Raw genomic sequence first — 21,257 nt, 5'->3', positions numbered from 1 at the left:
GACAGCGATCAGAAGAGGGAAACAGGTGGCCGCTGAACGACCGCCGCCGTCGTGGCTGCTGCCCGGCATCCAGGGCCGTCCACGACAGGCGCCGAGCACTGTGGGCGACCTGCTGGACGGGGAGTGCGACTGCGGACTGCTGCGCCGGATCGTCGAAGAGACCCTGGCCCCCGTGATGATGCTCGACGAGCGGCTTCACTATCTCTACGTCAATCCCGCGTGGGTCCAGGTCAGCGGGGTCCCCGCCGCGGCGTTCCTGGGCCGGCCGCTGGGTGAGGTGCTGCCCGACGTCTCCTGGCCCGACGACGTACTGGTGAAGGTGCTGGAGGACGGGCAGCCCCGCGAGGTGACCGTGACGGGCACCACGCGTGTCCCCTCCCATCTGGGCCGCAGGCTGTGGCGTGGGGTCTTCCACCGGGTGCGGACCAGTGACCGGAGCCTCGCCGTGTGCGGGATCGGCGTCGAGGTCAGCAACCTGCGCCGGTACCTGGACGACCTCGAGAACGCGCACCAGCGGCTCGCGCTGCTGGACATCGCGGCCACTCGCATCGGAACCACGCTCGACATCGAGAGCACGTGCGAGGAGCTGGCCGACTTCCTGGCGCCCTCGATGGCCGACGTCGCCGCGGTCGGGATCGTGGAGGACGAGTTCCGCGGTACGCCTGCTCCAGGGATGCTGCGGCTGCGCAAGACGGCGCTCTCGGCCCCGCCGGAGCTGAGATGGCAGTTGCGCCATCTGGGCGGGCCGGACGAGTACCTGGACGTCCCGCGGACCTCGGTCCCGCGGCGGTGCATGGACACCGGGCGGCCGTGGCTCGGCAATCTCGCGACGGACGAGCTGTTCGAGAAGGTCACGCTGGACCCGGAGCGGGTCAGGATCTTCCGCGCGGCCGGCGTCCACTCGCTCCTCATCGTTCCGCTGCCCACCACGGGACGCTCCGTCGGTGTCGTGATCCTCGGGCGGGCCGGTGCGTCGGCGCCGTTCGACGAGGACGACGTCGTCACGGCCCAGGGCGTGGCGGGACGAGCGGCCGTCGCCATCGACAGCGCGCGCCGGTACACCCACGAGCACACCATGGCACTGGAGTTGCAGCGTGCCCTGCTGTCCGAGCCCGGCAGCCCCCATGCCGGCCTGGAGGTCGCCACCCGCTATCTGCCCGCCGGCCGCAGCGCCCTCGTCGGCGGTGACTGGTTCGACTCCATCGCCCTGTCCGGTGGCCGCACCTTGCTGGTGATGGGCGACGTGATGGGCCACGGCTTCCAGGCGGCCGTCACGATGAGCCAGTACCGCTCCCTGTTGCGTACCGTCGCCGCCTCCGACCTGCCCGTCGACGAGATCCTCGGGGAGGTCGACCGCCGGGTGACGCACATCGGCCTCGATCGCGTCGCCACCTGCCTTCTGGTGCTGATGGATCCTCAGGCCGGAGCCTGTACCGCCGCCACCGCCGGGCACCTCCCGCCGGTCGCCGTTCACCCCGGGGGCGCCTCGGAGGTGCTGTGGCTCCCGGCCGGGCCGCCCCTCGGGGCCGAACTCGGGGACTACGAGGCCGTCACCGTCCCGACCGAGCCCGGCACGGTGCTGCTGCTGTTCACCGACGGGCTGGTGGAGCAGCGCGGCACGGACATCGACACGCAGCTGCACGCCCTCACCGATCTGCGGCTTCCCATGGAGGGCCCGCTGGAGGACATGCTCGACACCCTCCTGGCCCGGCTGTCGCACGGCGCGTACGAAGACGACGTCGCGTTGCTCGCCGCCCGTCAGCGGCCGGGCCGGGCCCTGCCGTAGGGTCGCCTCGGACAGATCATCAGACCGAGGGAGCCGACGCGTGTCCGACCTGGACTTCTACGCCCATGTCGCCGCTCACCGCGACGTGCTCGGGGCGGGGCTCGGTTCCTCCCCCGCCGCGTGGGAGGCCGCCGTCGGAGCGGACTTCCTCGACGTTCCCGGCCGCGGGTTCCTGCGGCGGGACTACGGCCTCGTCGAGGTGACGTTCATGCCCACGGGTGACCGCGCGATGGCATGCACCGGCTTCGGCGTGCAGATCCACCGGCTGATCCACGACCGGTCCGCGACCATCGTCCCCACGCGGCTGTCGCACAGGTACGGCGCCTTCCGGCCCCGGGTCGGGTACGAGGAGCTGCGAGCCGTCCTCCTGTCGATGGGCCGCACCGTCCGACGCGTCGAAGCACAGGACCGGACCGGCCATGTGCACCGCTACTCGGTGGCGGAGTCCGGCGCACGCGTATACGTCATCGCGGACGCCGATCCCTATGGTTCCGGCGACCACGACCCGGACGACCCGGACGAACACCAGGTGGGCGATGTGTGGTCCATGCATATGACGCCGTCCGGTACCTGACGGCCTCACCGTCTTCATCAGGCCGTGCCGGCGGCGAGCAGGTGGTCGACGACGTCGGTGAGGCTGGCGCGGCGCCGGTAGGCGGCGCGTTGGCGGTCGGCGCCGTTGCCGCCGGTACGCAGGCGCGTCCATCCCGCGCTCACCAACTCCAGATCGCCGAGCCGCCGCAGCGCGGGGCGGACCCACGTCAGCAGCCGCTCGACCCGTACGGTCGCGGGGACGAGCCGGCCGGCGGGGAGGTCGGCGCTGGAGCCGGCCAGGCCGTCGCGGGCGGCGCGCCAGCAGGCCGCGCGCAGGAGTTCGGGCCGCGGGCGGGGTGCCGGCTCCCCCGCGTCGATCGCACTGAGGGCGGTGGCGACCATGGCTCTCACGAGTGCGGCGACCAGGACGGTGTCGTCGGCTGTGGCGGCGGCGTCGGCCACCCGCACCTCCAGGGTGGGCACATGGTCCGAAGGCCGGATGTCCCAGTACAGGCCGCCTCGGTCCATGACGGCGCCGGCCTCCATGACGGAGCCGACGAGGTCCTCGAAGTGCGCGGGCGACTCGAAGTGCGGCGGCGGTCCGGCGACCGGCCAGCGTGCCAGGGCCATGGTGCGCCAGCTGGCGTAGCCGGTGTCCCGTCCCATCCAGTAGGGGCTGTTGGCGGACAAAGCGATCAGTGCCGGCAGCCAGACCCGCAGGTGGTTGCTGACTTCGAGCGCGACGGCCAGGTCGGGCACGCCGATGTGGACGTGGCAGGCGCATGCCGTCTGATCGTCGTCCAGCGCGCGGAAGGTGGCCAGGCTGCGGGCGTAGCGTTCTCCCTCGGAGATGACGGGAGGAGCCGTCGGCCGGCCGAGAACGGGTGCGCCGCTGGAGATGATGTTCAGGCCGTGCCGGGCGGCGGCAGCCGCGACGACGGCCCGCGTGGACCGGATCTGTTCGTGGAGTTCTTCCATGGCGGTGTGCGGATCGCTTCGGACCTCGACCTGATACCGGGTCAGTTCGGGGCCGACCCGGTCACCCAGTCCCAGGGAGGAGGCCTGCGCCACGACCTTGGGCGCCTGTGGGCTCACTCTCCTGGTCAACGGGTCCACCAGGAGGTATTCCTCCTCCACGCCCACGGTCAGCGGCTCAGGCCCCGCCGCGGCGGCGAGGCGCCGGCCGCGGTGACTGGAGAAGCGTGCTTCCCCGTGCGAATCGCCGTCAGCTTCACTGGTCACGTCACCAGGGTGTCACGGAATGTGATTCTCATGGAGCGTCAAGAAGCGCCAATGGCCGCCGTCCGGCGCCCGGGCGGGAAGCGGCAACGCCCCGCCCGGGTCGCGACGGCACGGTGTCAGCAGGTTCGCCCGGTGTAGAACGCGCCATCGATCTTGCTCGCGGAGCCGAGCCAGGTGCGGCCGGGACCCACGCACTGTTCGTAGTTCGGGCCCCAGACCTCCACCTCGATGACGACGTGGGAGCCGTCACTGGTGCAGTGGTTGTAGTAGGCGTCGGACCCGGTCTCGTAGAACCCGCAGGGGTCCGCGGCCGCGCCGGGGGCGGTGGCCACCGACAGGCCGAGTCCCAGAACGATGCCGCTGAGGGCGCTCACCAGGGAATGACGAAGCGTCAACGCGCTGCTCCTTGTCGCAGAACGCATGCCGGGCGGTCCGGCGTTGCAGGGAAAAGCGTCGCGGAACCCACGAGGCAGGGCCGCCGATCTCACCCGCACGAGGAACCAAACCATCACTTCGGGTGGCCGCCCCGGAAGAGGTCTTGGCGGCCGTTTCCCGATCAGCTGTCCGTGTCCGGGGACCCCTGAACGCCGGTGCCGGAGGGTTCCCCGTCGGCCAGCGTGCGGGCGAGGGGCAGCCGCGAGAGGGCGAAAACACCTGCGGCGATCAAGGCGACGCCCAGCAGCTGGGGCAGGAGCCACCAGCCGGTGCGCACGTCCTCGGCGTAGAGCGTGATGCCGAGCGCCAGGCTCACGAACGCGTCGCCGAGTGTGATCGCGGGCTGGGACGCGACGAGCGGTCCGGCCTGCATCGCGTTCTGCAGGAAGAAGAGCGCGCAGGCTCCGAACAGGGCGAAGCCGTAGGTGGTCCAGGTGGCGAGGAAGGCGGTGAGGCCGTCGTCGTCGAGTGTGTGCATCGATGTCTTCATCAGCGCCGCCGTCACCGCGTACGAGACGGCGGTGGCCAGCCCGAAGCAGGCGGCGCGGGCGCGCCCTTCCGGCCGGCGCAGCGCGGCGGCCACGAGGCCCGCGAGCGCGGCGACGCAGACGGCGAGGGCCGGGATCCACCGGTCCATCGGCACATGGGTGAGGTTGTCGTCCGGTGCCGCGGCGACCAGCGCGAGGGCGAGTCCGGTCACCACGGCGCAGACCGCCACCCAGCCGCGGCGGGACAGCCGCCCTCGCAGCAGTACCGTGCCGAGGACCAGAGCGAGCGGCAGTTCGAGTACGAGCAAGGGCTGCACGATCGTCAGCGGCCCGGTCGCGAGCGCGACGGCCTGGCAGACCGCAGCGGTGATCACGGCGAGGATGCCCATGAGCCACACGGGGCGCCGCACCAGATCGAGCATCAGCCCGGCCCGCAGGCTGCCGGACCAGGGCACGGTCAGAGCGGCCTTGCGCTGAAGGACCGTGGCCAGGGCGTTGCTGAACGCGGCGGCCAGCGCGAACAGGACGGACAACGAGAAGTCCACCGTGGCGGTCCTCCGGGCTGATGACGACGACCCACCCCCGTCCCCGCCATCCTCAGCCCCGTCGGCCCCGCTCCCCGCGCACCACGGCCAGGCGTGTCGCGCGGCGGTGGTCGTGAGGGCCGGGCCGGCTCCCGGAGGGAAGCCGGCCACGGGCACTCACGGTCGGTGTGCGGTCGGACTCCTCAGACCCCGAACTCCGCCGGGGAGATGCCGAGGGCGTGGCACGCCTCGCGGACCGCCTGCTGCTCGTTCATGTCGAAGTGCCCGTCCGCACCGGCGACGACGATGCCGGTCTGGATGACCGCGCGGGCCTCGGTGGGCTTCTTGGACGCCTTGGCGATGACCTGGAGGGCCTCGGTCCGGCCCGCCTCGAAGTTGGTGAGGAGCCGGTCCACGTGCTGGTTGAACCGCTGGCGGAGCTGGTCCGCCGGGAAGTTCTGCAGGACCTCGTTGGTGACGATCAGCTCCTCCACGCGCTGCCGCTCGGCCGGCTCCACCTGTCCGTCGGCCGCGGCCACGAGCGCGCACATCGCCATGCTGGCGTCCCGGTAGGCGCCGCTCTTCAATTCGGTCTTCACGGACGCCAGCTGAGACTTGAACAGCCCGATCACCTGGGCCTTGGTACCGCCGGAGGACGAACCCGGCCCGTGCCCGTGCGCCTGGCCGTGCCCCTGGCCGCCGAACGGTCCCGCCTGCCCTCCGCCCGCCCCACGAGCGCCCTGGGCCTGCTGAAGACTTCTGGCCGCCTGGTCCTTGATCCGGTCCCACATTGCCACTGGTGCCACCTAAACCCTTGCAGCTGTCGGTCGCGGTCGTCGGTCACGCCGCTCTGTCGGATGAACGCCTTCCCGTGATCGGGAGTTCCCCATCGGCAAAGAGACAGCAAAACCACGGGCGCAGCAAAGGTGCTGCCCCCGTTCAGACGCGGCTGCCGCGCGTGGTGTCCCGGACCGGGGCGATCGCCCACCGGATCCCCGCGGTCACCGCTGTGCCGAGCGGCCGTACGCAGAGGTCCTCGGCGACCGGGAGGCGCGGCAGCCGCAGCGCCTTGGACGCCCAGGGCGGCAGGAGCGAGACGGCGTTGGCGGCGACGGCGCCGTAGGGCACCCGGGCGAGGAGCGGGACGGGCGGGCGCAGCAGCAGATAGCGCGCCGTGCCGCGCGCCTCGGGTGTGGCCCGCAGCTCGCGGCGGTAGGCGGCGAGCCGTTCGGCGAGTCCGGCACGGTCGGTCGGCGGGTCGGGGACGCCGAGCGCGCCGGCGATGCGCGCCATGTCGGCGACGTACCCGTCGCAGCCGGCGTCGTCCAGCGGGTGGGCGCCGTAGCGCTGGTGGGCGCGGAGGAAGCTGTCGACCTCCGCGACGTGGACCCAGCACAGCAGGTGCGGGTCCGATGCGGAGTAGGCGATTCCGTCGGTGGTCGTGCCGCGCACCCGCTGGTGGACGGCCCGGACGCGGTCGCAGGCCGCCTGCGCGCTGTCGGCGGGACCGTAGGTGGTGACGGCGAGGAAGGTGCTGGTCCGTTGCAGCCGCCCCCAGGGGTCGCCGCGGAAGCCGGAGTGCGCGGCCACGGCGGCCATGGCCAGGGGGTGCAGCGACTGGAGCAGCAGGGCGGACAGGCCTCCGATGAACATCGAGGCGTCACCGTGCACCCTGCGGATGGGCCGGTCGGGGCCGAACCAGCGGGGGCCGGGCGCGCCGTGGATGAGGGCACGGTTCCGCGCGCCTTCCGGCCCGGCGACCCGGGAGAAGATCGCCTCACCCACCCGGTCCCGCAACGGGACGAGGCCGAGGTCGAGGCTGGGGATGAGTCTCATGATGGCGCCTCCTCCCCCTAGAGTGGGCCGAGAGGTCCGTCCCGTCACCTCCCCTCGCACCACCCGCACCGGAGCACCCATGCACCACCCGTCCTCCGCCTCGGACGCCGACTCCGGCACGCTGTTCGGGCTGGACGCGCTCGGTCCCGCCCCGGCGTCGCCGGTTCCGCCGACGGGCGAGGGCCCGTCCTTCCGGGACTCCGCCACCGCCCGCCGTCTGCTGCCCGTGCGCGAGATCCACGCCGAGCCGGCGGCGGCCGCCTCCCCGCGCGGCCGGCAGGTCATCGCCCGGTTCCCGGAGGCGAGGGTGGTCACCGTGGACTCCCACTGGCGCATCCCCGGACTGCACGGCAACGAGGGCAACGTGGAGCGCTGGGTCCGCGTCAAGGGGGAGACGCTGGTCCTGGGCGAGAAGAAGACCCTCAGCACCCGCCCCAACGGCCGGTCCGCCGACTGGATCGCCCCCGGCCCCTCGAACGGCTGCGCCATGGCCTGCGCCTACTGCTACGTGCCGCGGCGCAAGGGGTACGCCAATCCCGTCACCGTCTTCACCAACATCGACCGGATCATCGCCCACCTCGCCCGGCACGTCGCGCGGCAGGGTCCGAAGACCGAACCGAACCAGTGCGACGCCGAGTCGTGGGTCTACGACATCGGTGAGAACGGCGACTGCTCGGTGGACGCGCTCATCTGCGACAACACGGCGGATCTCGTGCACGCCTTCCGGCGGTGGCCGACCGCCAAGGCGTCGTTCGCCACCAAGTTCGTCAACCCGGACCTGCTGGCGCTCGACCCGCGCGGCCGCACCCGGATCCGCTTCTCGCTGATGCCGCCGGACGACTCCCGGCTGCTGGACGTGCGCACCTCACCGGTCGCCGAGCGCATCGGCGCCGCCGCGGACTTCCTGGACGCCGGGTACGAGGTGCACTTCAACCTCTCCCCCGTGGTCCTCCGTCCCGGCTGGCAGGACGCCTGGGGGGAGCTGCTGAGGCACCTGGACGACGTGCTGCCGGCGCGGGTGAAGCGGCAGGCCGCCGCCGAGGTGATCATGCTGACGCACAACCGTGAACTGCACGAGGTCAACCTCGGCTGGCATCCGCGTGCCGAGGAGGTCCTCTGGCGGCCGGAACTCCAGCAGGCCAAGCGCTCGGAGAACGGCGCGCTCAACGTCCGCTACCGCAACGGCGTCAAGGCGGAGGCGCTGGACGAGCTCCGTGGCCTGATCCGCCGCCACGCGCCCTGGCTGCGCATCCGGTACGCCTTCTGAGCGACAGCTCAGCGGGCGCCCCCGCCGGTGGGGTCGTGCCGGGGCTCGCGGTCCGACGGCGGCCACACGTAGGGCAGGTCGTCGGGCACCCCGGGGAACAGGCCGGCGTACGTCTCCCGGTCCTTGCGGACGAGCGCCGAGCGGTGGCTCTCGTGGAAGGCCTCGTCGCCGAGCCAGGGCGGCAGCTCGCCGGCGGCCGCCAGCTCCGCCTGGCCGCGCACCGGGGCGCCCGGCCGGTGTGCGGCGAGGCCCGCGACCAGGGAGGCGGCGCAGCTGTCCTGGTGGCCCTGCTCCCGCCAGACACGGCAGATCTCCAGGCCGTACCGCACGAGTGCCTCCTCGTACCCGGACCACATCCGTACGGCCGGGTGCCGGCGCCAGCCGTAGCCGGGTACGGTCAGGCCGCGCAGGACCTGCAGTGCCTCGACCCGCTGCTTGCCCAGGCGGCGGCGGTCCAGGAGCAGGGCCGTCTGCCGGAAGTCGGGGTGGGGCAGGAACGTCTGCATCGGTCACCGGCTCCCTTCCCGCCCGGCGTCCATGCCCGCCGCGGCCTCGTCCGCGTGGCCTCCGGCGCCCAGCAGGCCGGTGGCGTCGAGGGGGATCCGGGCCTCGAGCGAGGGCAGCCGGCGGCGCGAGACCCGCAGCACCACGGGTGGCAGTGCCGCGCGTGTCATCTGGGCGAGGCGCAGCCAGCCGGGGACGTACACGGCGGTACGGCGGTGTTCCACGGCCCGGGCCAGCGTGGCGGCGGTCTGGTCCGCCGGGTACACGCGCCGGGCGGGCGGCGGCATGTGGTTGCGCAGCTCCCGCAGCACCGGGTACCGGTCGGCGTCGCGGATCATGTCGGTGTCCGTCCAGTTGATGTAGGCGATGCCGACGGCCACCCCGCGATGTGCCTCCTCGGCCCGCAGCGAGTGGGCGAAGGCCTCGACGCCCGACTTCGAGGCGCAGTAGGCACTCATCATGGGGGCGGCGCCGAAGGACGCCAGCGAGCCGATCTGGAGGTAGTAGCCGGCGGTCTCCCGCAGGTCCGGCAGGAACGTCCGGGCCGTCATGGCGCTGCCGGTCAGGTTGACGTCGATCACGCGCCGCCACCGGTCGGGGTCGGAGGTCGCGAAGGGTCCGCCCTCCGCGATCCCCGCGTTCGCCACGACGACCGAGGCCGGCCCCAGCCGGTCCCGTACCCGCTGGGCGGCGCGGCGCAGTCCCGCGTCGTCGGTGACGTCGACCTCATGGACCAGCGCCGACGCCGGTGCCGGCAGGGAGCGGGCGACCGCCTCCAAGGCGTCCTTCTCGTGGCCGAGCAGGGCCAGCCGGGCGCCGCGGCGGGCGAGCTCCAGGGCCAGGGCGGCGCCCAGCCCGCGGGCGGCTCCGGTGATCACGACGGTGCGGTTCACGAGTGGGCCGTAGTGCATGGGACCGTCCGGACCTCTCTCCCCCGTTCCCTGCTCCCCCGTTCTCTGCCCCCCCGTCTGCCTCCGCCGCTCTCCCCCGGTCGCTCCCCGTGCCGTCGGCGCCGGCTCCTCACAGCTTGCGGCCGGTGCGGTCGCGGCGGGCCAGGATGCGCTGCGCCCGTGTCCTGCCGGGCGGCAGGCGTCGGCGCAGGGCCGCGCGGGCGGCGTTGGCGCCGGGCGCGCCGTGGACGCCGCCGCCCGGGTGGGCACTGGCGGACGCCAGGTACAGCCCGGCGACGGGTGTCTCCGGGCGTCCGGTGCCGGGGAGCGGGCGGAAGAGGAGCTGCTGGTGGAGGGAGGTGGTGCCGCCGTTGATGGCGCCGTGGTGCAGATTCGCGTCGAGCGCCTGCAGCGTGGGCGGGGCCAGGACGCGGCGGGCGCGGATCACGGAGCGGAATCCGGGTGCGAACCGTTCCACCTGGCGTTCGACACGGTCGGCCATGATCTCCTGTTCCGCGGCGCTCCAGGCGCCGGTCAGGCCTTCGTCGCCCGCGTCGGAGCGGACGTCGACGGGCACGTGGGTGTAGGCCCACGCGGACTCGGTGCCCCTCGGCGAGCGTGAGGCGTCGGAGGTCGTCATCTGGCCGAACAGGGCGAACGGGCGGTCGGGCACCTGCCGCATCGCGATCTGCGCGGCGAACCTGGTCAGCTCGTCCACGCCGTCCGCGAGGTGCACGGTGCCGGCCCGGGCCGCCTGCCCGGCCGTCCAGGGCACGGGCGCGTCGAGCGCCCAGTCCACCTTGAAGGTGGCGAAGTCCCACTGGAAGCGCCGCAGGTCGTCCTGTATCTGGTCGGGCAGGTGCTCCGGAGCGACGAGGCTGCCGTAGAGGGCGGGCGCGGACACGTCCGCGAGGACGGCCCGCCGGGCCTGGAACGCCTCGCCGTCGGCCGTGCGCACCCCGACCGCCCGACCGCGCCGGACGACGACCTCGTCGACACTGCGTCCGCAGTGCAGGACGCCGCCCCGGGCGAGCAGCCGCCGGGTCAGTGCCGCGCTGAGGGCGCCGGAGCCGCCCAGCGGCACGGGAAACCCGTACGTCTGTCCGAGCATGGACATCAGCCAGCCGAAGCCGCCGCTGCCGGCCGCCTCCGGTGCCAGATCGGCGTGCAGCGCGTTGCCCGCGAGCAGCAGCCGGCCGCCCGCGCCGCGGAACTCCTCCTCGCCCAGTCGCCGTACCGGCAGCAGCAGACTGCGGGCGAGCCGCAGCCCGCCCGTGCCGCGCAGCCGTACGGCGAGGCGGGCGCCGGCCCGCACGGGCGGGAAGGGGGTGAACAGGGCGTCCAGCAGCGCGGGGCGGATGCGCTGCCACACCTCGTGCAGCCGGCGCCAGGCGTCGCCGTCCCCCGGTGCGAAGGCGTCCAGGGACTTCGCGGTGACGTCGAGGTCGCGGTCGAGGACGGCGCAGCCGCCGTCGCTCAGCGGGTGGGCCAGCACATGCGGTGCGTGGCTCCAGCGCAGGCCGTGGTCCTGCAGACGCAGTCCGGCCAGGACCGGGGAGGCCGCGGCCAGCGGGTAGAAGGAGCTGAACAGGTCGCTGACGAACCCCGGGTCGACGCCCCGGTCGTGGCGCACGGCGCCGCCCGCCTCGTTCTGCTCCTCCAGGACCGTCACGCTCCAGCCGGCGTCGGCCAGCAGATTGGCCGCCACCAGTCCGTTGGGTCCGGCCCCGATCACCACCGCGTCAGGCATGAGCGCCTCCGGGGGAGCCCACCCCCGCCTGCGCGCCTCCTCCGGTCTCCGCTCCGGCCGTGGCCTCGCAGAGCCGGGCGAGGCGGGCGAGCATGGCGCGGTGCCGCAACTGGATGAGCGCCTCGACGCCCACGTTGTGCAGCCGGCCCCCGGCGCCGCGCAGCGGGTGCTCGTCCACCAGGACCAGGCAGTGCTCGCCCCAGGGCCGCAGTTCGATGGCGATCCGCGCGGTGCCCAGCCAGCCGGCCTTCGCCTCCAGCTCGAGTGCGACGCCCTCCTCGCAGCGCCGCACCACGGTCTCGTTGGTCAGCGTGGCCGGGCCGATCCGTATCTCGTAGCCGATGGCCGCGTCCTGCTGCGGCCACTGGCCCCGCACGGGCCGCGAGGAGGCCGTGCCCACCACCCAGTCCGCGTAGCGGGTCCCGTCGGCGAGGACGGCCCACACCGTCCGAGGGCTGGTCTTGATCAGACAGTGCCGGACCGCCATAGCCGTCTCCCGCCGCTCGCGCTCGTTTCCGTGCGTCCGTCACCGCGGAGTGCCCCTGAGCCGCGGAGGTGAAACGGGGGTGCGGGTGGCGGGGGTGGCTTCTGGTGTTCTGCCGGGCGGTGCCAGGGTCACTGGTGGAACGCGGAACCGAACCGCGCTCCCGGCACCGGGGCGGCGAGCGTGCGCGGCCCGAACGACACCGATCCGGCCGGGTCGACTCCGGAGCCGGACCCGGCGAGGACCCACACGGCTCCCGTGCCGCCGTTCTCCTTGGGGGCCGACACGGCGACGTGTCCGCCGACGACCGCGACGGCGCTGCCGAAGGCGTCGCCGTTCTCGGCTGCGCCGGGCACGCCGGCCGTGTTCTGGCTGACGGCGACGGCGCCACGGCCGGTGAGGCCCGTCGCGCTCCCGCGCAGGACGGCGAAGCCGCCGGCGTCGACGCGGCCGGCCAGGTCCTCGCCGGGGACGCCGGTGACGACGTCGGCGTATCCGTCGCCGGTGACGTCACCGACGCGGACGTCGGTGCCGAAGCGGTCGCCGTTCTCGCCGGTTCCGGGGACCCCGGACGTGTTCTGGCCGATGAGCGCGGCCCTGGGCGCGAGGCCGTCGGCGGTGCCGCGTACGACCCCGACGAGACCGCCGCCGGCCGCGCCGGGCCGTCCGAAGACGACGTCCTGGCGGCCGTCGCCGTCGGTGTCGCCGAGCGCGATGCTCTCCGCCGACACCGTGTCGGCGGCGGCGATGACCGGTCCCGCCTCCAGGCCTCGGTCGCCGCCTCTCAGCAGCCGCAGCCGGATCGCCGTGGAACCGCCGGTGCCGGCCGAGGCGGCGCTGATCACGAGATCGGTCACGCCGTCGCCGTCCACGTCGCCCGCCCGCAGCGCGCGGACGCCGCGGATCCCGGCGTCGGGCGCGACGAGCGGCGTGGTGCGGGCCGCCTGGCCGGTCCGGCCGACGGGTCCGTACCGCAGCCGGTCGGCGCTCGCCAGGTCCAGGTGTCCGTCGCCGTCGAAGTCGCCGGCTTCGGTGGCCGACCGGCCGGTGCCGAGGGAGGCGCCGGTGGCGAGTCCGCCCACTCCTCCCCACAGCACGGTCTGCGTTCCCGTGTCGCGGGCGTCGCCGACATCCTCGCCAGGCGCGGTGACCACGAGGTCGGTGAAGCCGTCGCCGTCCAGGTCCGCCGCCTCCAGCGAGTCGCCGAAACCGTCTCCGGTCTCGGCGGTGCCGGGAACGCCGTAGCGGTTCTGGCTGATGAGCTGGCGTTTGACGCCGTCGGGCCCCGCGGCCATGCCGTAGACGACGGCGACGTAGCCGGCGCCGGACCTGCCGCCCACGGTGCCCCCGGGAGCGGCGATCGCCACGTCGGCGTATCCGTCGCCGTCGAAGTCGGCCCGCGTGGACACCGCGGGGGCCGGGCTGGAAGCACTCGCGCGGGAGGCGCGGGAGCTGTCCCCGTACGCCCCCGCCGGCGCCGTGCTCGACAGCACGATGACGGCGGAGGCCGCGGCGACGGCGACGGCGGAGGCCTGAAGTGTTCTGGAGTACAAGGGGAACCCCCTGGGGGCGGCGAGGGGCCGGTCGTTTCTGACGCGTGCTCGGTAGTCACCAAGACCCGCCGCACGCGGCAAGGGTTGTACGCCGGTCCCCTGCCGCTCGCCGGCGCCCGCCGCCGCCCCCGCTGTCGCTAGGAGGTCTGCGCCTTGTCGTACAGGGCCTTCGCCTCGTCGCCGAAGTACGGGCCGAACATGCGGTTCGGCAGGAACGTGTAGCCGAAGCTGTTCACGGAGACCTGCAGACCGGTGCCGGTCGCCTCGCTGAAGCCGGTGAACCACGGACCGCCGCTGGAGCCGCCCGTCATGTTGCAGCCCAGGCTGTGGTCCTGCGAGAAGAGGAAGTCCCTGGAACTGTTGCCGCTGCAGTAGACGAGCTTCGTCCCGTCGTACGGCGAGGCGGCCGGGAAGCCGAAGGCGTACATCGCCTTGTTGTAGCCGCCGTTGAACTGGATGCCCTGCGCGCCGACGACCGAGGTGAGCGTCCGGCCGTTCAGCGGGGCGACGACCGCGGCGCCGATGTCGTGGTTGATGTCCTCGCTCGCCTCCCACTGCGGGGTGGTGAGCGTCCTGGTCGCGGTCCACTGGCCGTACGGCGCGTTGCCGTTGTCGTAGGCGGGCACGAAGACCCAGTTGGTGTGCCAGCTGCCCTGGTATTTGACGCAGTGTCCGGCGGTGATGACGGTGCTGGCGTTCTGGCTGGTCACGGCGTTGCCGGAGCAGGAGGCGGTGCGTCCCTGGAAGGTGAAGAACACCCGGCCCGACGTCTTGACGACGGCGCCGCCGCCGCTCCACGCGCCACCGGCCTGCGGGAAGGCGGCGGGGGCGGCGGTGGGTTCGACGGTCGTCGTCCGTCCGCCGGCGGCAGGGGTCTTCAACTGCCGGGCGGCCCGGGGGGTCAGCAGCAGATCGAGCGGGGTGGCGCCGCGCATGCGGTCGGCGGTCCAGAAGGTGCGGGCCGTGTGCTGTTCGGCGACGGAGGAGGCGCGGGCCGGTACGGACTGTCCCGAACCGCTGTGGGGGGCTGCCGCGTTGGCCGCGCCGGCCTCGACGAGCCCGCCGGTGAACAGGGCTCCGACGGCCAGCAGGATGCCCGCGGCTGTGCGATGGCGTCTCACGCATGTCTCCTTCTGCCGTGCCCGGGCTTCCGCGTACGGGCAGGGTGGGGTTCGAAGAGCGGTGCGGATAGACGTGCGTGAGGCAGCGTGCCACGGAAATCCTGTTCTGTCAGGGGCGCGTCAACGCAATTCCTTCCGGCGCGGGCGGCCGCCGGACCGGGCGGCCCGCGCGTACGGCGTGCCACCGCCCTGCTCGCGGCGCTCCCCTCCTCCCCGGCGAGCGCGACAAGTGCCTGGACGCGACCGGCAGCAGCTCGGCCGACGGCACCCGGCTGCAGATCTGGACCTGCACCGGCGCCGCCAACCAGAGGTGGACCGCGCCGGGCGGGCGGCACCCCGGAGCCCGGGCCGGGCGCGATGGCTGTCACCGTGCGCGCCGCCGGCGGTGATGTCATACCGTCCTTCGGCGGGTGGAGCGGCAACAAGCTCGATACGTCGCACACCGGTATCTCGTCGATGAACGGCATCACCGACGACGGCGAGACGGTGACCGTCGACGACTTCCGCACCATCCTCGCCTACGCCCGGCAGCGGCATCGGCTGGAACACCGACACCGCCGACACCGGTCTCGTCGTCAACGGCGACGGCGTGACGATGTACGGCCTGTTCGTCGAGCACTACCAGAAGCACCAGACCATCTGGAACGGCAACGGCGGCCGGACGTACTTCCACCAGAACGAGATGCCCTACGACCCGCCGAACCAGGCCGCCTGGATGAACGGCTCCACGCAGGGCTACGCCGCCTACAAGGTCGCCGACGCGGTCACCAGCCACCAGGCGTTACGGGCTCGGCAGCTACTGCTTCTTCAACGCCGACCCGAGCGTCACCGCCGAGCACGCCTTCGAAGTGCCCGACCGCCCGGACGTCCGCTTCCGGAACATGGTCACCGTGTCCCTCGGCGGCACCGGGACCATCCGGCACGTCGTCAACGACCGCGGCGGCCCGTCCGACTCGGCCACCGATGTCGCCGACCTGGTGAGCTACCCGTAAGACGTGGGGACCCCCGTGGTGAGAGGCCGAGCCGTGTCGTCGCGGCTCGGCCTCTCGTGGGATCTGCCCGAAGGTGTGAACTCGCCGCGGTCTTCGTCCGTCGTGGCCGCCGAGCCAGCACACTTCGGTCGGGGATGTACCGCGACAGGGGGGAGAAGGGTGGCGCCGCGGCGTACTCCTTTCGGAGACAGGGTTCGTTACTGGTTCGACAGCACGCTCACACGCGGTGCCCCCGCCCTCGTGGGCTGGCTGGCCCTGCTCTGTCTGGCGGTCGTGGTTCCGGCCAGCACGATCCTGGTGTGGACCGACCCGGACGCACCGGCGTCCCGCCTGGACAGGCTGGTGCAGGTGTGGCGCCACACCGGGGAGACACTGCGACTGGGCGGCGCCACCGGGACACCTGTGCGGGTGCTGCTGTCCGTGCTGCTCGCCCTCGTCGCCCTGCTGTACGTCTCCACTCTCGTCGGCCTGATCACCACGGCGTTCACGGAACGGCTCACCGCGTTGCGCAGGGGCCGTTCCACCGTGCTGGAAGAAGGGCACGCGGTGGTTCTGGGCTGGTCCGAGCAGGTCTTCACGGTGGTGGGCGAGCTGGTGGCCGCCAACGCCAACCGGTACGGCGCGGCGGTGGCCGTGCTCGCCGACCGGGACAAGACCGAGATGGAGGAGGCGCTGAACACGAAGGCCGGCCCCACCGGCCGCACCCGGCTGATCTGCCGCAGTGGCCCCACCACAGACCCGGCCGTGCTCTCCCTGACCAACCCGGCCGCCGCCGGCGTCGTACTGGTCCTCCCCCACGACGCGCCCGACGCCGACGCCCAAGTGGTCAAGACGCTGCTGGCGTTCAAGGCCGCGTTGCCCGGCGACGAGCCGGGGCCGCCCGTCGTCGCCGCCGTGCGGGACGACCGGTACCGGCTCGCGGCCTCCCTCGCCGCGGGGCCGGGCGGCATCGTCCTGGAGAGCGACGTGATCACCGCCGCGCTGATCGTCCAGGCCGCCCGCCGCCCCGGGCTCTCCCTGGTCCACCGCGAACTGCTGGACTTCGCCGGGGACGAGTTCTACCTGACCAGCGCACCGGCCCTGGCCGGACGCCCGTTCGGAGACGCGCTGCTCGCCTACGCGACGTCGAGCGTCGTCGGGCTGATGCGGGGTGACGTCCCCCTGCTCGGTCCGCCGCCGCACACGCCGATCGGCCCGGACGACCTGCTCGTCGTCATCTCCCGCGACGACGACACCATCTGGCTCGACGACTGCTCCCACCTGGCCGAGGACACGGCGATGGCCTGTGCGCGGCCGGCGCCGGCCCGGCCGGAGCGGGTGCTTCTGCTGGGCTGGAACCGCCGAGCGCCCCTCATCGTCGACCAGTTGCGCCGCTGCGCCCGGCCCGGCTCGGCCGTCGACGTGGTCACGGACGCCTCGGACACCACGGTCCGGCAGGTCGGCGACGCGGACAGCGACGTCGGCGCCGGACTGACCCTGACCCTGCACCAGGGCGACATCACCCGCCGCGACACCCTGCGCCGCCTGGAGATCGCCTCGTACGACAGCGTCATCGTGCTCGGCGAGGACCGCGCCCCGGACCGGCTGCCGGACGAGGAGCCCGACGACCGGACCCTCGTCACCCTCCTGCTGCTGCAGGAGCTGGAGCGGGCCACCGGACGCGAGCTGCCGGTGGTCACCGAACTCATCGACGACCGCAACCGGGCACTGGCTCCGATCAGCCCGGGAGCCGACGTGATCATCAGCGGCAAGCTCATCGGTCTGCTGATGGCGCAGATCTCCCAGAACCGGCACCTGGCGGCGGTGTTCGAGGAGTTGTTCTCCGCCGAGGGCAGCGGGGTGCACCTGAGGCCGGCGGCCGAGTACGTCCTGCCCGGCCGCGAGACGGCTTTCGCCACGGTCGTGGCCGCGGCGCGCCAGCGGGGCGAGTGCGCCATCGGGTACCGGAGCCACGTCGACGCCTCGACGGATCCCGGCCACGGACTGCGGATCAATCCGCCCAAGAGCGAGAGACGCCGCTGGGACGACCGGGACGAAGTGATCGTCGTCGGAAAGGGCTGACGGCGGCGGCCAGGCGGGTTGCCCGGGTGGTGCCCGGCCGCACGCCTGCATCGCGTGCGGCCGGGCAGACGGTATCCCGGGAACCGGAGCGGCAGGCGCCCCGGTGATCGCGCTCGCTGCCGGCCCGAGGTGCGAGGAGAGACGCAGACGATGGGGACGGTCGTACACGTTCCGCAGACGCGGGACATGATCGGGGAGGAGCTCTCCGGCGACGAGGCCTTCACCGCGTTGCGGCACTACGGAGGCGCGCGGCTGCTGGCCGACGCGTTCTCGCGGTTCCGGTACGCCGACGGCTTCACCAACGCGCGCGCCCTGGGCTTCCAGATCGTCCTGGGCCTGGTGCCCTTCATGATCGCCCTGGTCGGGGTGGCCACGGCCGCGCACACGGAGAGCGTCGGACGGATCATCGAACTGACCCTGGGCCGGATCGTGCCGGGTGCCAGTGCGGAGGTCGTCGAGGAGGCGCTGGACGGCACCCGCCGCAGCGCCCACTCGGACGTCTGGGGCACGGTCGCGCTGTGGGTCGGTCTGGCCTTCTCGGTCCTCAATCTGGCCTCGGCCATGGGCCAGGTGGAGCGGGGCGCCAACCGCATCTACGGCATCGAACGCGACCGGCCCTTCCCCCGGAAGTACGGCCGGGCCCTGCTGCTCGCGTTCGCCGCGGGCGTCCCGATGGTCCTGGGCTTCCTCGTCCTGGTGGCGGGCGCGGCCGTGGGCGAGTCGACGGCCGAGGCGTTCGGCCGGCCCGGGGTGTCGGCGTGGTGGGAGGTCTTGCGGTTCCCGGCCGGCATCGTCCTCGCCTGGGTCGCCTCGGCGGTCATCTTCCGCTGGTCGCCGCGGCGGGACCAGCCCGGCTACACCTGGCTCGCGTTCGGTTCGGCCGTCCACCTGGTGCTGTGGGTCGGCACCACGTGGCTGCTGACGCTGTACGTCGCCGAGAGCGGTTCGTTCGGTGCCGTGTACGGGCCTCTCACGGCGTTCGTCGCGCTCCTGCTGTGGGCCAACCTCACGGGCGTCGCGCTGTTCCTCGGCATCGCCTTCGCCGCCCAGCTGGAAGCGGCACGGGCCGGACTGACGTCCGCGGTACGGCCGGACCCCGGGCCCGGCCCCTGACACGGGCCGCTCCCCGGACGTCCGGTCGGCCGTCCGGGGAGCGGTCGGTCACGCGGTGGCGCCCCGCCTCAGCGGCTCACGCCCGCTGCCACAGTGCCGGTACGTTCGGCGGCTCCCAGCCCGGCTGGGCCTGGTGACCCTGGAGGCACCGGTAGCCGGCGCCGCCGTAGGTGACGGTGTCGCCCGGCTGGTAGACGGTGCCGGCCGCCCAGGTGCCGCCCGGCTCACCGGGCTCGCCCGGCTCCCCCGGCTCCCCGGGGTCCGTGGTCGTCCTGAGGGTCAGGCCGTAGTTCTGCAGCAGCGGGTTGATCGGCTGGAAGAACGTCGTACCGCCGCTGCTGCAGTTGCCGGAGCCGCCGGAGGTGACGCCCTGCGCCTGGCTGCCGGAGATGTAGGACCCGCCCGAGTCGCCGGGCTCGGCGCACACCGAGGTGCGGGTGACGCCGGTGATGGTGCCCTCGGGGTAGGTGACGCTGGTGTTGTGCTGCTGGACGGTGCCGCAGTGCCAGCCGGTGGTGGAGCCGGACCGGCACACGGACGCGCCGACCGGCGCCTGTGTGGACCCGGTGACCTGCACGTTCTGGCCGCCCGCGCCCTTGACGTACGGGGTCGCCGTCCACTGGGAGTTGGTGGCCACCCAGGCCATGTCACGGCCGGGGAAGACCGAGCCCTGGAAGGTTCCCTGGGCCACCCGGTTGTGGCCGCTGGTGCTCGCCCCGGCCCGGCCGCAGTGCCCGGCGGTGGCGAAGCCGTGCTGGGTGCCCCGGGTGACGGGGAATCCGATCGAGCAGCGGCCGCTGTTGTCGATGTAGTACGCCTCGCCGCCGCGCAGGTCGTACAGGGCGCGGGGCCGGTCGGTGGTCCGCTCGACCCGGGCGAGGGAGCCGTCGACGCCGGCCGCGTCCAGGAGGGCGCGGGCCGCGGACGGGCGTACGGCCTGCACGACGACCGTGTTGGTGCGTACGTCGACGTACCGGACCGGCGTGTCGGTCGCGTCCTGCCGTTCGGCCGCCCGGTCCAGGCGGGCCTTGGCCGCGTCCAGGTCGGCGAGGGAGTGGCGTACGACGGTGGCCCGCGCGCCCCGCGCCTCGATGACGCGTACGTCGTCGGCGTCCGTCGTCGCCACGGTGAGGGTGCCGGACTCGGCGCCGCGCACCCAGGCACCCGCGAAGTCGTCGCCGAGGGCGGCGCGCAGGCGGCCCGCGGTGGCGCCGGCCTCGGCCTCGTTGGCCAGCCGCCGCTCCGCCTGCTGCCGGTTCAGACCGAGGTCGCGTTCCATGGCGCGGAGCAGGGCGGGCGGGGCGGCGTCGGTGCGCAGGGTCTCCGCGGCGGAGGGCGGAGTGGGGGCGACGGCCTGCCCGGCGCTCGCGGAGCCGCTGAGCCCGGCCACGAGCAGGGCGGCCGTCGCCGCCACGGCGGCACCCGCGGCTCTGGCCCGGGTGTGTCGTCGGAGCATGGGGGATCTCCTCGGTTCGGGTTTCTCACTCGGTGGGGAGGTGCCGAAACCGTAAGGAGGGTCAACCGGCCCGCGTAAGGCATCGGTTGACCCTCTCCCCGGTGTTATGGAACGCGGCTGCCGCGCAGCCGGGGTCGCTTCACGGCACGCGGTGTGCCGCGAGCCATTCGGTGTAGCTGTCGCTGCGCGCGGCCACGCCCGCGTGGGCCATGCGTGCCTGGGCGAGGACGGTGGCGGCGGTGTCCGCGTCCTGCGTCGCCCCGTGCCAGCCGAGCAGGTGCCGCCAGGCCAGGGGCGTGCCGCGCAGTGGCCGGGTGACGATGCCCGGGGTGGCCGGGAAGGTGGCCCGGCACAGGCCGACCGCCCGGCCGACCTGGACGAGGTGCACCACGGACGCGGTGTCCGTCTCGTACACGCGGTGCGGTGTGAAACCGGCGCGGGCGCAGGAGGCGGTGAAGCAGTCCCCGAAGCATCCGTCGCCGGGCACGCACGCCCACTCCTCACCGGCGAGCTCGGTCAGGCCGACGTCGGGCGCGGTGGCGAGCGCGTGCTCTTCGGGCAGCATGACGAAGACCGGGTCGACGGCGATCTCCCGCCACTGAAGGCCATCGGCGCCCGGCGGGGCGGCGGACCCGCACGTCCCGGCGAGGGCGAAGTCCAGCCGGCCCTCGGCGAGCAGGTCGGCCAGCTGCCGTTCGGACCAGGAGGCGCAGGTGGTCACGCGGGCGTCGGGCAGCGCGTCCGCGAGCCGGTCCACCAGGGCGCCGAGCAGCGGACCGTGGGTTCCGCCGAGCCGCAGGCACGCGGTGGCGCGCGGGGTGCGGGCGAACCGCGCCGCCTCCTGCTGCAGTTCGGTCACCGCGGGCAGGACGACGCGGGTGCGTTCGAGGACGAGTTCGCCGAGTGCGGTGGCCCGCACGCCGTGCCGTCCCCGCTCGAACAGCTCACCTCCCAGAACCCGTTCGATCCGTCTGAGCTGTGCGCTCAGCGCGGGCTGTGCCAGCCCGAGCGCTGTCGCCGCCCTGGTGAGACTGCCGGCGTCGGCGATGGCCCGGACCGTCTTGAGATGCCGCAACTCCAGCTCCATGAGGGGAGCTTGCGTCGCCGGAGGGTCGGGGGCAAGGGGTTGGTACAGACCAGTAGCGGGTTGCCGTGCGTGAGAGCGGCGAGACACCCCCTAGGTGTATTGGCCTGGAGCGTTGTTCACTCGGCTGATTGGCG

General features: G+C 73.5%; 18 protein-coding genes and 2 pseudogenes. 7 read left to right on the top strand and 13 right to left on the bottom strand.

What is annotated here, in order from left to right:
• The first annotated feature begins 25 nt into the window (after nucleotides 1-25).
• Both AMK31_RS30805 and AMK31_RS30800 read left to right on the top strand, forming a co-directional pair.
• Nucleotides 26-1,786: a SpoIIE family protein phosphatase gene (locus tag AMK31_RS30805; RefSeq protein WP_143204272.1), complete on the top strand. Its 1,761-nt coding sequence runs from the start codon at nucleotides 26-28 to the stop codon at nucleotides 1,784-1,786.
• A 40-nt stretch (nucleotides 1,787-1,826) separates the two neighbouring features.
• The gene (locus AMK31_RS30800; RefSeq protein WP_073943995.1) at nucleotides 1,827-2,360 is read left to right on the top strand and encodes a hypothetical protein; all 534 of its coding nucleotides are present in this window, start codon (nucleotides 1,827-1,829) and stop codon (nucleotides 2,358-2,360) included.
• Between the two features lie 17 nt (nucleotides 2,361-2,377).
• On the opposite strand, the gene AMK31_RS30795 is transcribed toward AMK31_RS30800, so the two are convergent.
• From AMK31_RS30795 to AMK31_RS30775, 5 genes are all read right to left on the bottom strand, one after another.
• Nucleotides 2,378-3,562, bottom strand: a complete 1,185-nt coding sequence (locus AMK31_RS30795; protein WP_241842766.1) for a carboxylate-amine ligase — start codon at nucleotides 3,560-3,562, stop codon at nucleotides 2,378-2,380.
• Between the two features lie 116 nt (nucleotides 3,563-3,678).
• Entirely contained in the window at nucleotides 3,679-3,957 is a 279-nt protein-coding gene (locus AMK31_RS30790) for a DUF6355 family natural product biosynthesis protein (protein WP_073943994.1), read from the bottom strand.
• Between the two features lie 161 nt (nucleotides 3,958-4,118).
• Nucleotides 4,119-5,030: a DMT family transporter gene (locus tag AMK31_RS30785; RefSeq protein ID WP_073943993.1), complete on the bottom strand. Its 912-nt coding sequence runs from the start codon at nucleotides 5,028-5,030 to the stop codon at nucleotides 4,119-4,121.
• A 182-nt stretch (nucleotides 5,031-5,212) separates the two neighbouring features.
• A complete protein-coding gene (locus AMK31_RS30780) occupies nucleotides 5,213-5,806 on the bottom strand; it encodes a tellurite resistance TerB family protein (protein WP_073943992.1) in 594 nt (197 codons plus the stop codon).
• 142 nt (nucleotides 5,807-5,948) lie between these two features.
• Nucleotides 5,949-6,845: an oxygenase MpaB family protein gene (locus AMK31_RS30775; RefSeq protein WP_073943991.1), complete on the bottom strand. Its 897-nt coding sequence runs from the start codon at nucleotides 6,843-6,845 to the stop codon at nucleotides 5,949-5,951.
• 79 nt (nucleotides 6,846-6,924) lie between these two features.
• On the opposite strand from AMK31_RS30775, the gene AMK31_RS30770 reads away from it, so the two are divergent.
• Nucleotides 6,925-8,112 (top strand): spore photoproduct lyase family protein, encoded by a 1,188-nt coding sequence (locus AMK31_RS30770; protein ID WP_073943990.1) that lies wholly within the window; start codon nucleotides 6,925-6,927, stop codon nucleotides 8,110-8,112.
• Between the two features lie 8 nt (nucleotides 8,113-8,120).
• Here the strand turns inward: AMK31_RS30770 and AMK31_RS30765 are convergent, their stop codons facing one another.
• The 6 genes from AMK31_RS30765 to AMK31_RS30740 form a co-directional block, all read right to left on the bottom strand.
• Nucleotides 8,121-8,618, bottom strand: coding sequence for an MSMEG_6728 family protein (locus AMK31_RS30765; protein WP_073943989.1), 498 nt, complete (start codon nucleotides 8,616-8,618; stop codon nucleotides 8,121-8,123).
• Between the two features lie 3 nt (nucleotides 8,619-8,621).
• Nucleotides 8,622-9,527, bottom strand: coding sequence for an SDR family oxidoreductase (locus AMK31_RS30760; RefSeq protein ID WP_073943988.1), 906 nt, complete (start codon nucleotides 9,525-9,527; stop codon nucleotides 8,622-8,624).
• A 109-nt stretch (nucleotides 9,528-9,636) separates the two neighbouring features.
• Nucleotides 9,637-11,256, bottom strand: a complete 1,620-nt coding sequence (locus AMK31_RS30755) for a phytoene desaturase family protein (protein WP_073943987.1) — start codon at nucleotides 11,254-11,256, stop codon at nucleotides 9,637-9,639.
• Nucleotides 11,249-11,743: an SRPBCC family protein gene (locus AMK31_RS30750; protein WP_073943986.1), complete on the bottom strand. Its 495-nt coding sequence runs from the start codon at nucleotides 11,741-11,743 to the stop codon at nucleotides 11,249-11,251. The genes AMK31_RS30755 and AMK31_RS30750 overlap by 8 nt, the downstream gene beginning before the upstream one ends.
• Nucleotides 11,744-11,871: 128 nt before the next feature.
• Nucleotides 11,872-13,293, bottom strand: a complete 1,422-nt coding sequence (locus AMK31_RS30745; RefSeq protein WP_073943985.1) for an FG-GAP-like repeat-containing protein — start codon at nucleotides 13,291-13,293, stop codon at nucleotides 11,872-11,874.
• A gap of 137 nt (nucleotides 13,294-13,430) precedes the next feature.
• Entirely contained in the window at nucleotides 13,431-14,414 is a 984-nt protein-coding gene (locus tag AMK31_RS30740) for a trypsin-like serine peptidase (RefSeq protein ID WP_073943984.1), read from the bottom strand.
• Nucleotides 14,415-14,638: 224 nt separating this feature from the next.
• Between AMK31_RS30740 and AMK31_RS41740 the strand changes: the two are divergent.
• From AMK31_RS41740 to AMK31_RS30720, 4 genes and pseudogenes are all read left to right on the top strand, one after another.
• Nucleotides 14,639-14,731: pseudogene (locus AMK31_RS41740) on the top strand (RICIN domain-containing protein); the annotation flags it as partial.
• 209 nt (nucleotides 14,732-14,940) lie between these two features.
• Nucleotides 14,941-15,406: pseudogene (locus tag AMK31_RS30730) on the top strand (coagulation factor 5/8 type domain-containing protein); the annotation flags it as partial.
• A gap of 159 nt (nucleotides 15,407-15,565) precedes the next feature.
• Complete coding sequence (locus AMK31_RS30725) at nucleotides 15,566-17,467, top strand: CASTOR/POLLUX-related putative ion channel (protein ID WP_073943982.1); 1,902 nt, start codon at nucleotides 15,566-15,568, stop codon at nucleotides 17,465-17,467.
• Nucleotides 17,468-17,617: 150 nt separating this feature from the next.
• Nucleotides 17,618-18,580, top strand: coding sequence for a YihY/virulence factor BrkB family protein (locus tag AMK31_RS30720; protein ID WP_073943981.1), 963 nt, complete (start codon nucleotides 17,618-17,620; stop codon nucleotides 18,578-18,580).
• Nucleotides 18,581-18,656: 76 nt separating this feature from the next.
• Here the strand turns inward: AMK31_RS30720 and AMK31_RS30715 are convergent, their stop codons facing one another.
• Nucleotides 18,657-20,036, bottom strand: a complete 1,380-nt coding sequence (locus AMK31_RS30715) for an alpha-lytic protease prodomain-containing protein (RefSeq protein ID WP_073943980.1) — start codon at nucleotides 20,034-20,036, stop codon at nucleotides 18,657-18,659.
• Between the two features lie 139 nt (nucleotides 20,037-20,175).
• The gene (locus AMK31_RS30710) at nucleotides 20,176-21,123 is read right to left on the bottom strand and encodes a LysR family transcriptional regulator (RefSeq protein ID WP_073943979.1); all 948 of its coding nucleotides are present in this window, start codon (nucleotides 21,121-21,123) and stop codon (nucleotides 20,176-20,178) included.
• Nucleotides 21,124-21,257 lie beyond the last annotated feature (134 nt).

Origin of the sequence: Streptomyces sp. TSRI0107 (assembly GCF_001905845.1) — a bacterium.
Classification (GTDB): Bacteria; Actinomycetota; Actinomycetes; order Streptomycetales; family Streptomycetaceae; genus Streptomyces.
Note: the sequence above shows the minus strand (reverse complement) of the source record. Positions and strands in the feature narration are given on the sequence as shown.

What these genes read in the sequence shown, in the direction of transcription:
- AMK31_RS30770 (WP_073943990.1), top strand. Translation starts at nt 6,925, where the DNA reads ATGCACCACCCGTCCTCCGCCTCGGACGCCGACTCCGGCACGCTGTTC.
- AMK31_RS30710 (WP_073943979.1), bottom strand. Translation starts at nt 21,123, where the DNA reads ATGGAGCTGGAGTTGCGGCATCTCAAGACGGTCCGGGCCATCGCCGAC.
- AMK31_RS30720 (WP_073943981.1), top strand. Translation starts at nt 17,618, where the DNA reads ATGGGGACGGTCGTACACGTTCCGCAGACGCGGGACATGATCGGGGAG.
- AMK31_RS30760 (WP_073943988.1), bottom strand. Translation starts at nt 9,527, where the DNA reads ATGCACTACGGCCCACTCGTGAACCGCACCGTCGTGATCACCGGAGCC.
- AMK31_RS30775 (WP_073943991.1), bottom strand. Translation starts at nt 6,845, where the DNA reads ATGAGACTCATCCCCAGCCTCGACCTCGGCCTCGTCCCGTTGCGGGAC.
- AMK31_RS30755 (WP_073943987.1), bottom strand. Translation starts at nt 11,256, where the DNA reads ATGCCTGACGCGGTGGTGATCGGGGCCGGACCCAACGGACTGGTGGCG.
- AMK31_RS30765 (WP_073943989.1), bottom strand. Translation starts at nt 8,618, where the DNA reads ATGCAGACGTTCCTGCCCCACCCCGACTTCCGGCAGACGGCCCTGCTC.
- AMK31_RS30750 (WP_073943986.1), bottom strand. Translation starts at nt 11,743, where the DNA reads ATGGCGGTCCGGCACTGTCTGATCAAGACCAGCCCTCGGACGGTGTGG.
- AMK31_RS30715 (WP_073943980.1), bottom strand. Translation starts at nt 20,036, where the DNA reads ATGCTCCGACGACACACCCGGGCCAGAGCCGCGGGTGCCGCCGTGGCG.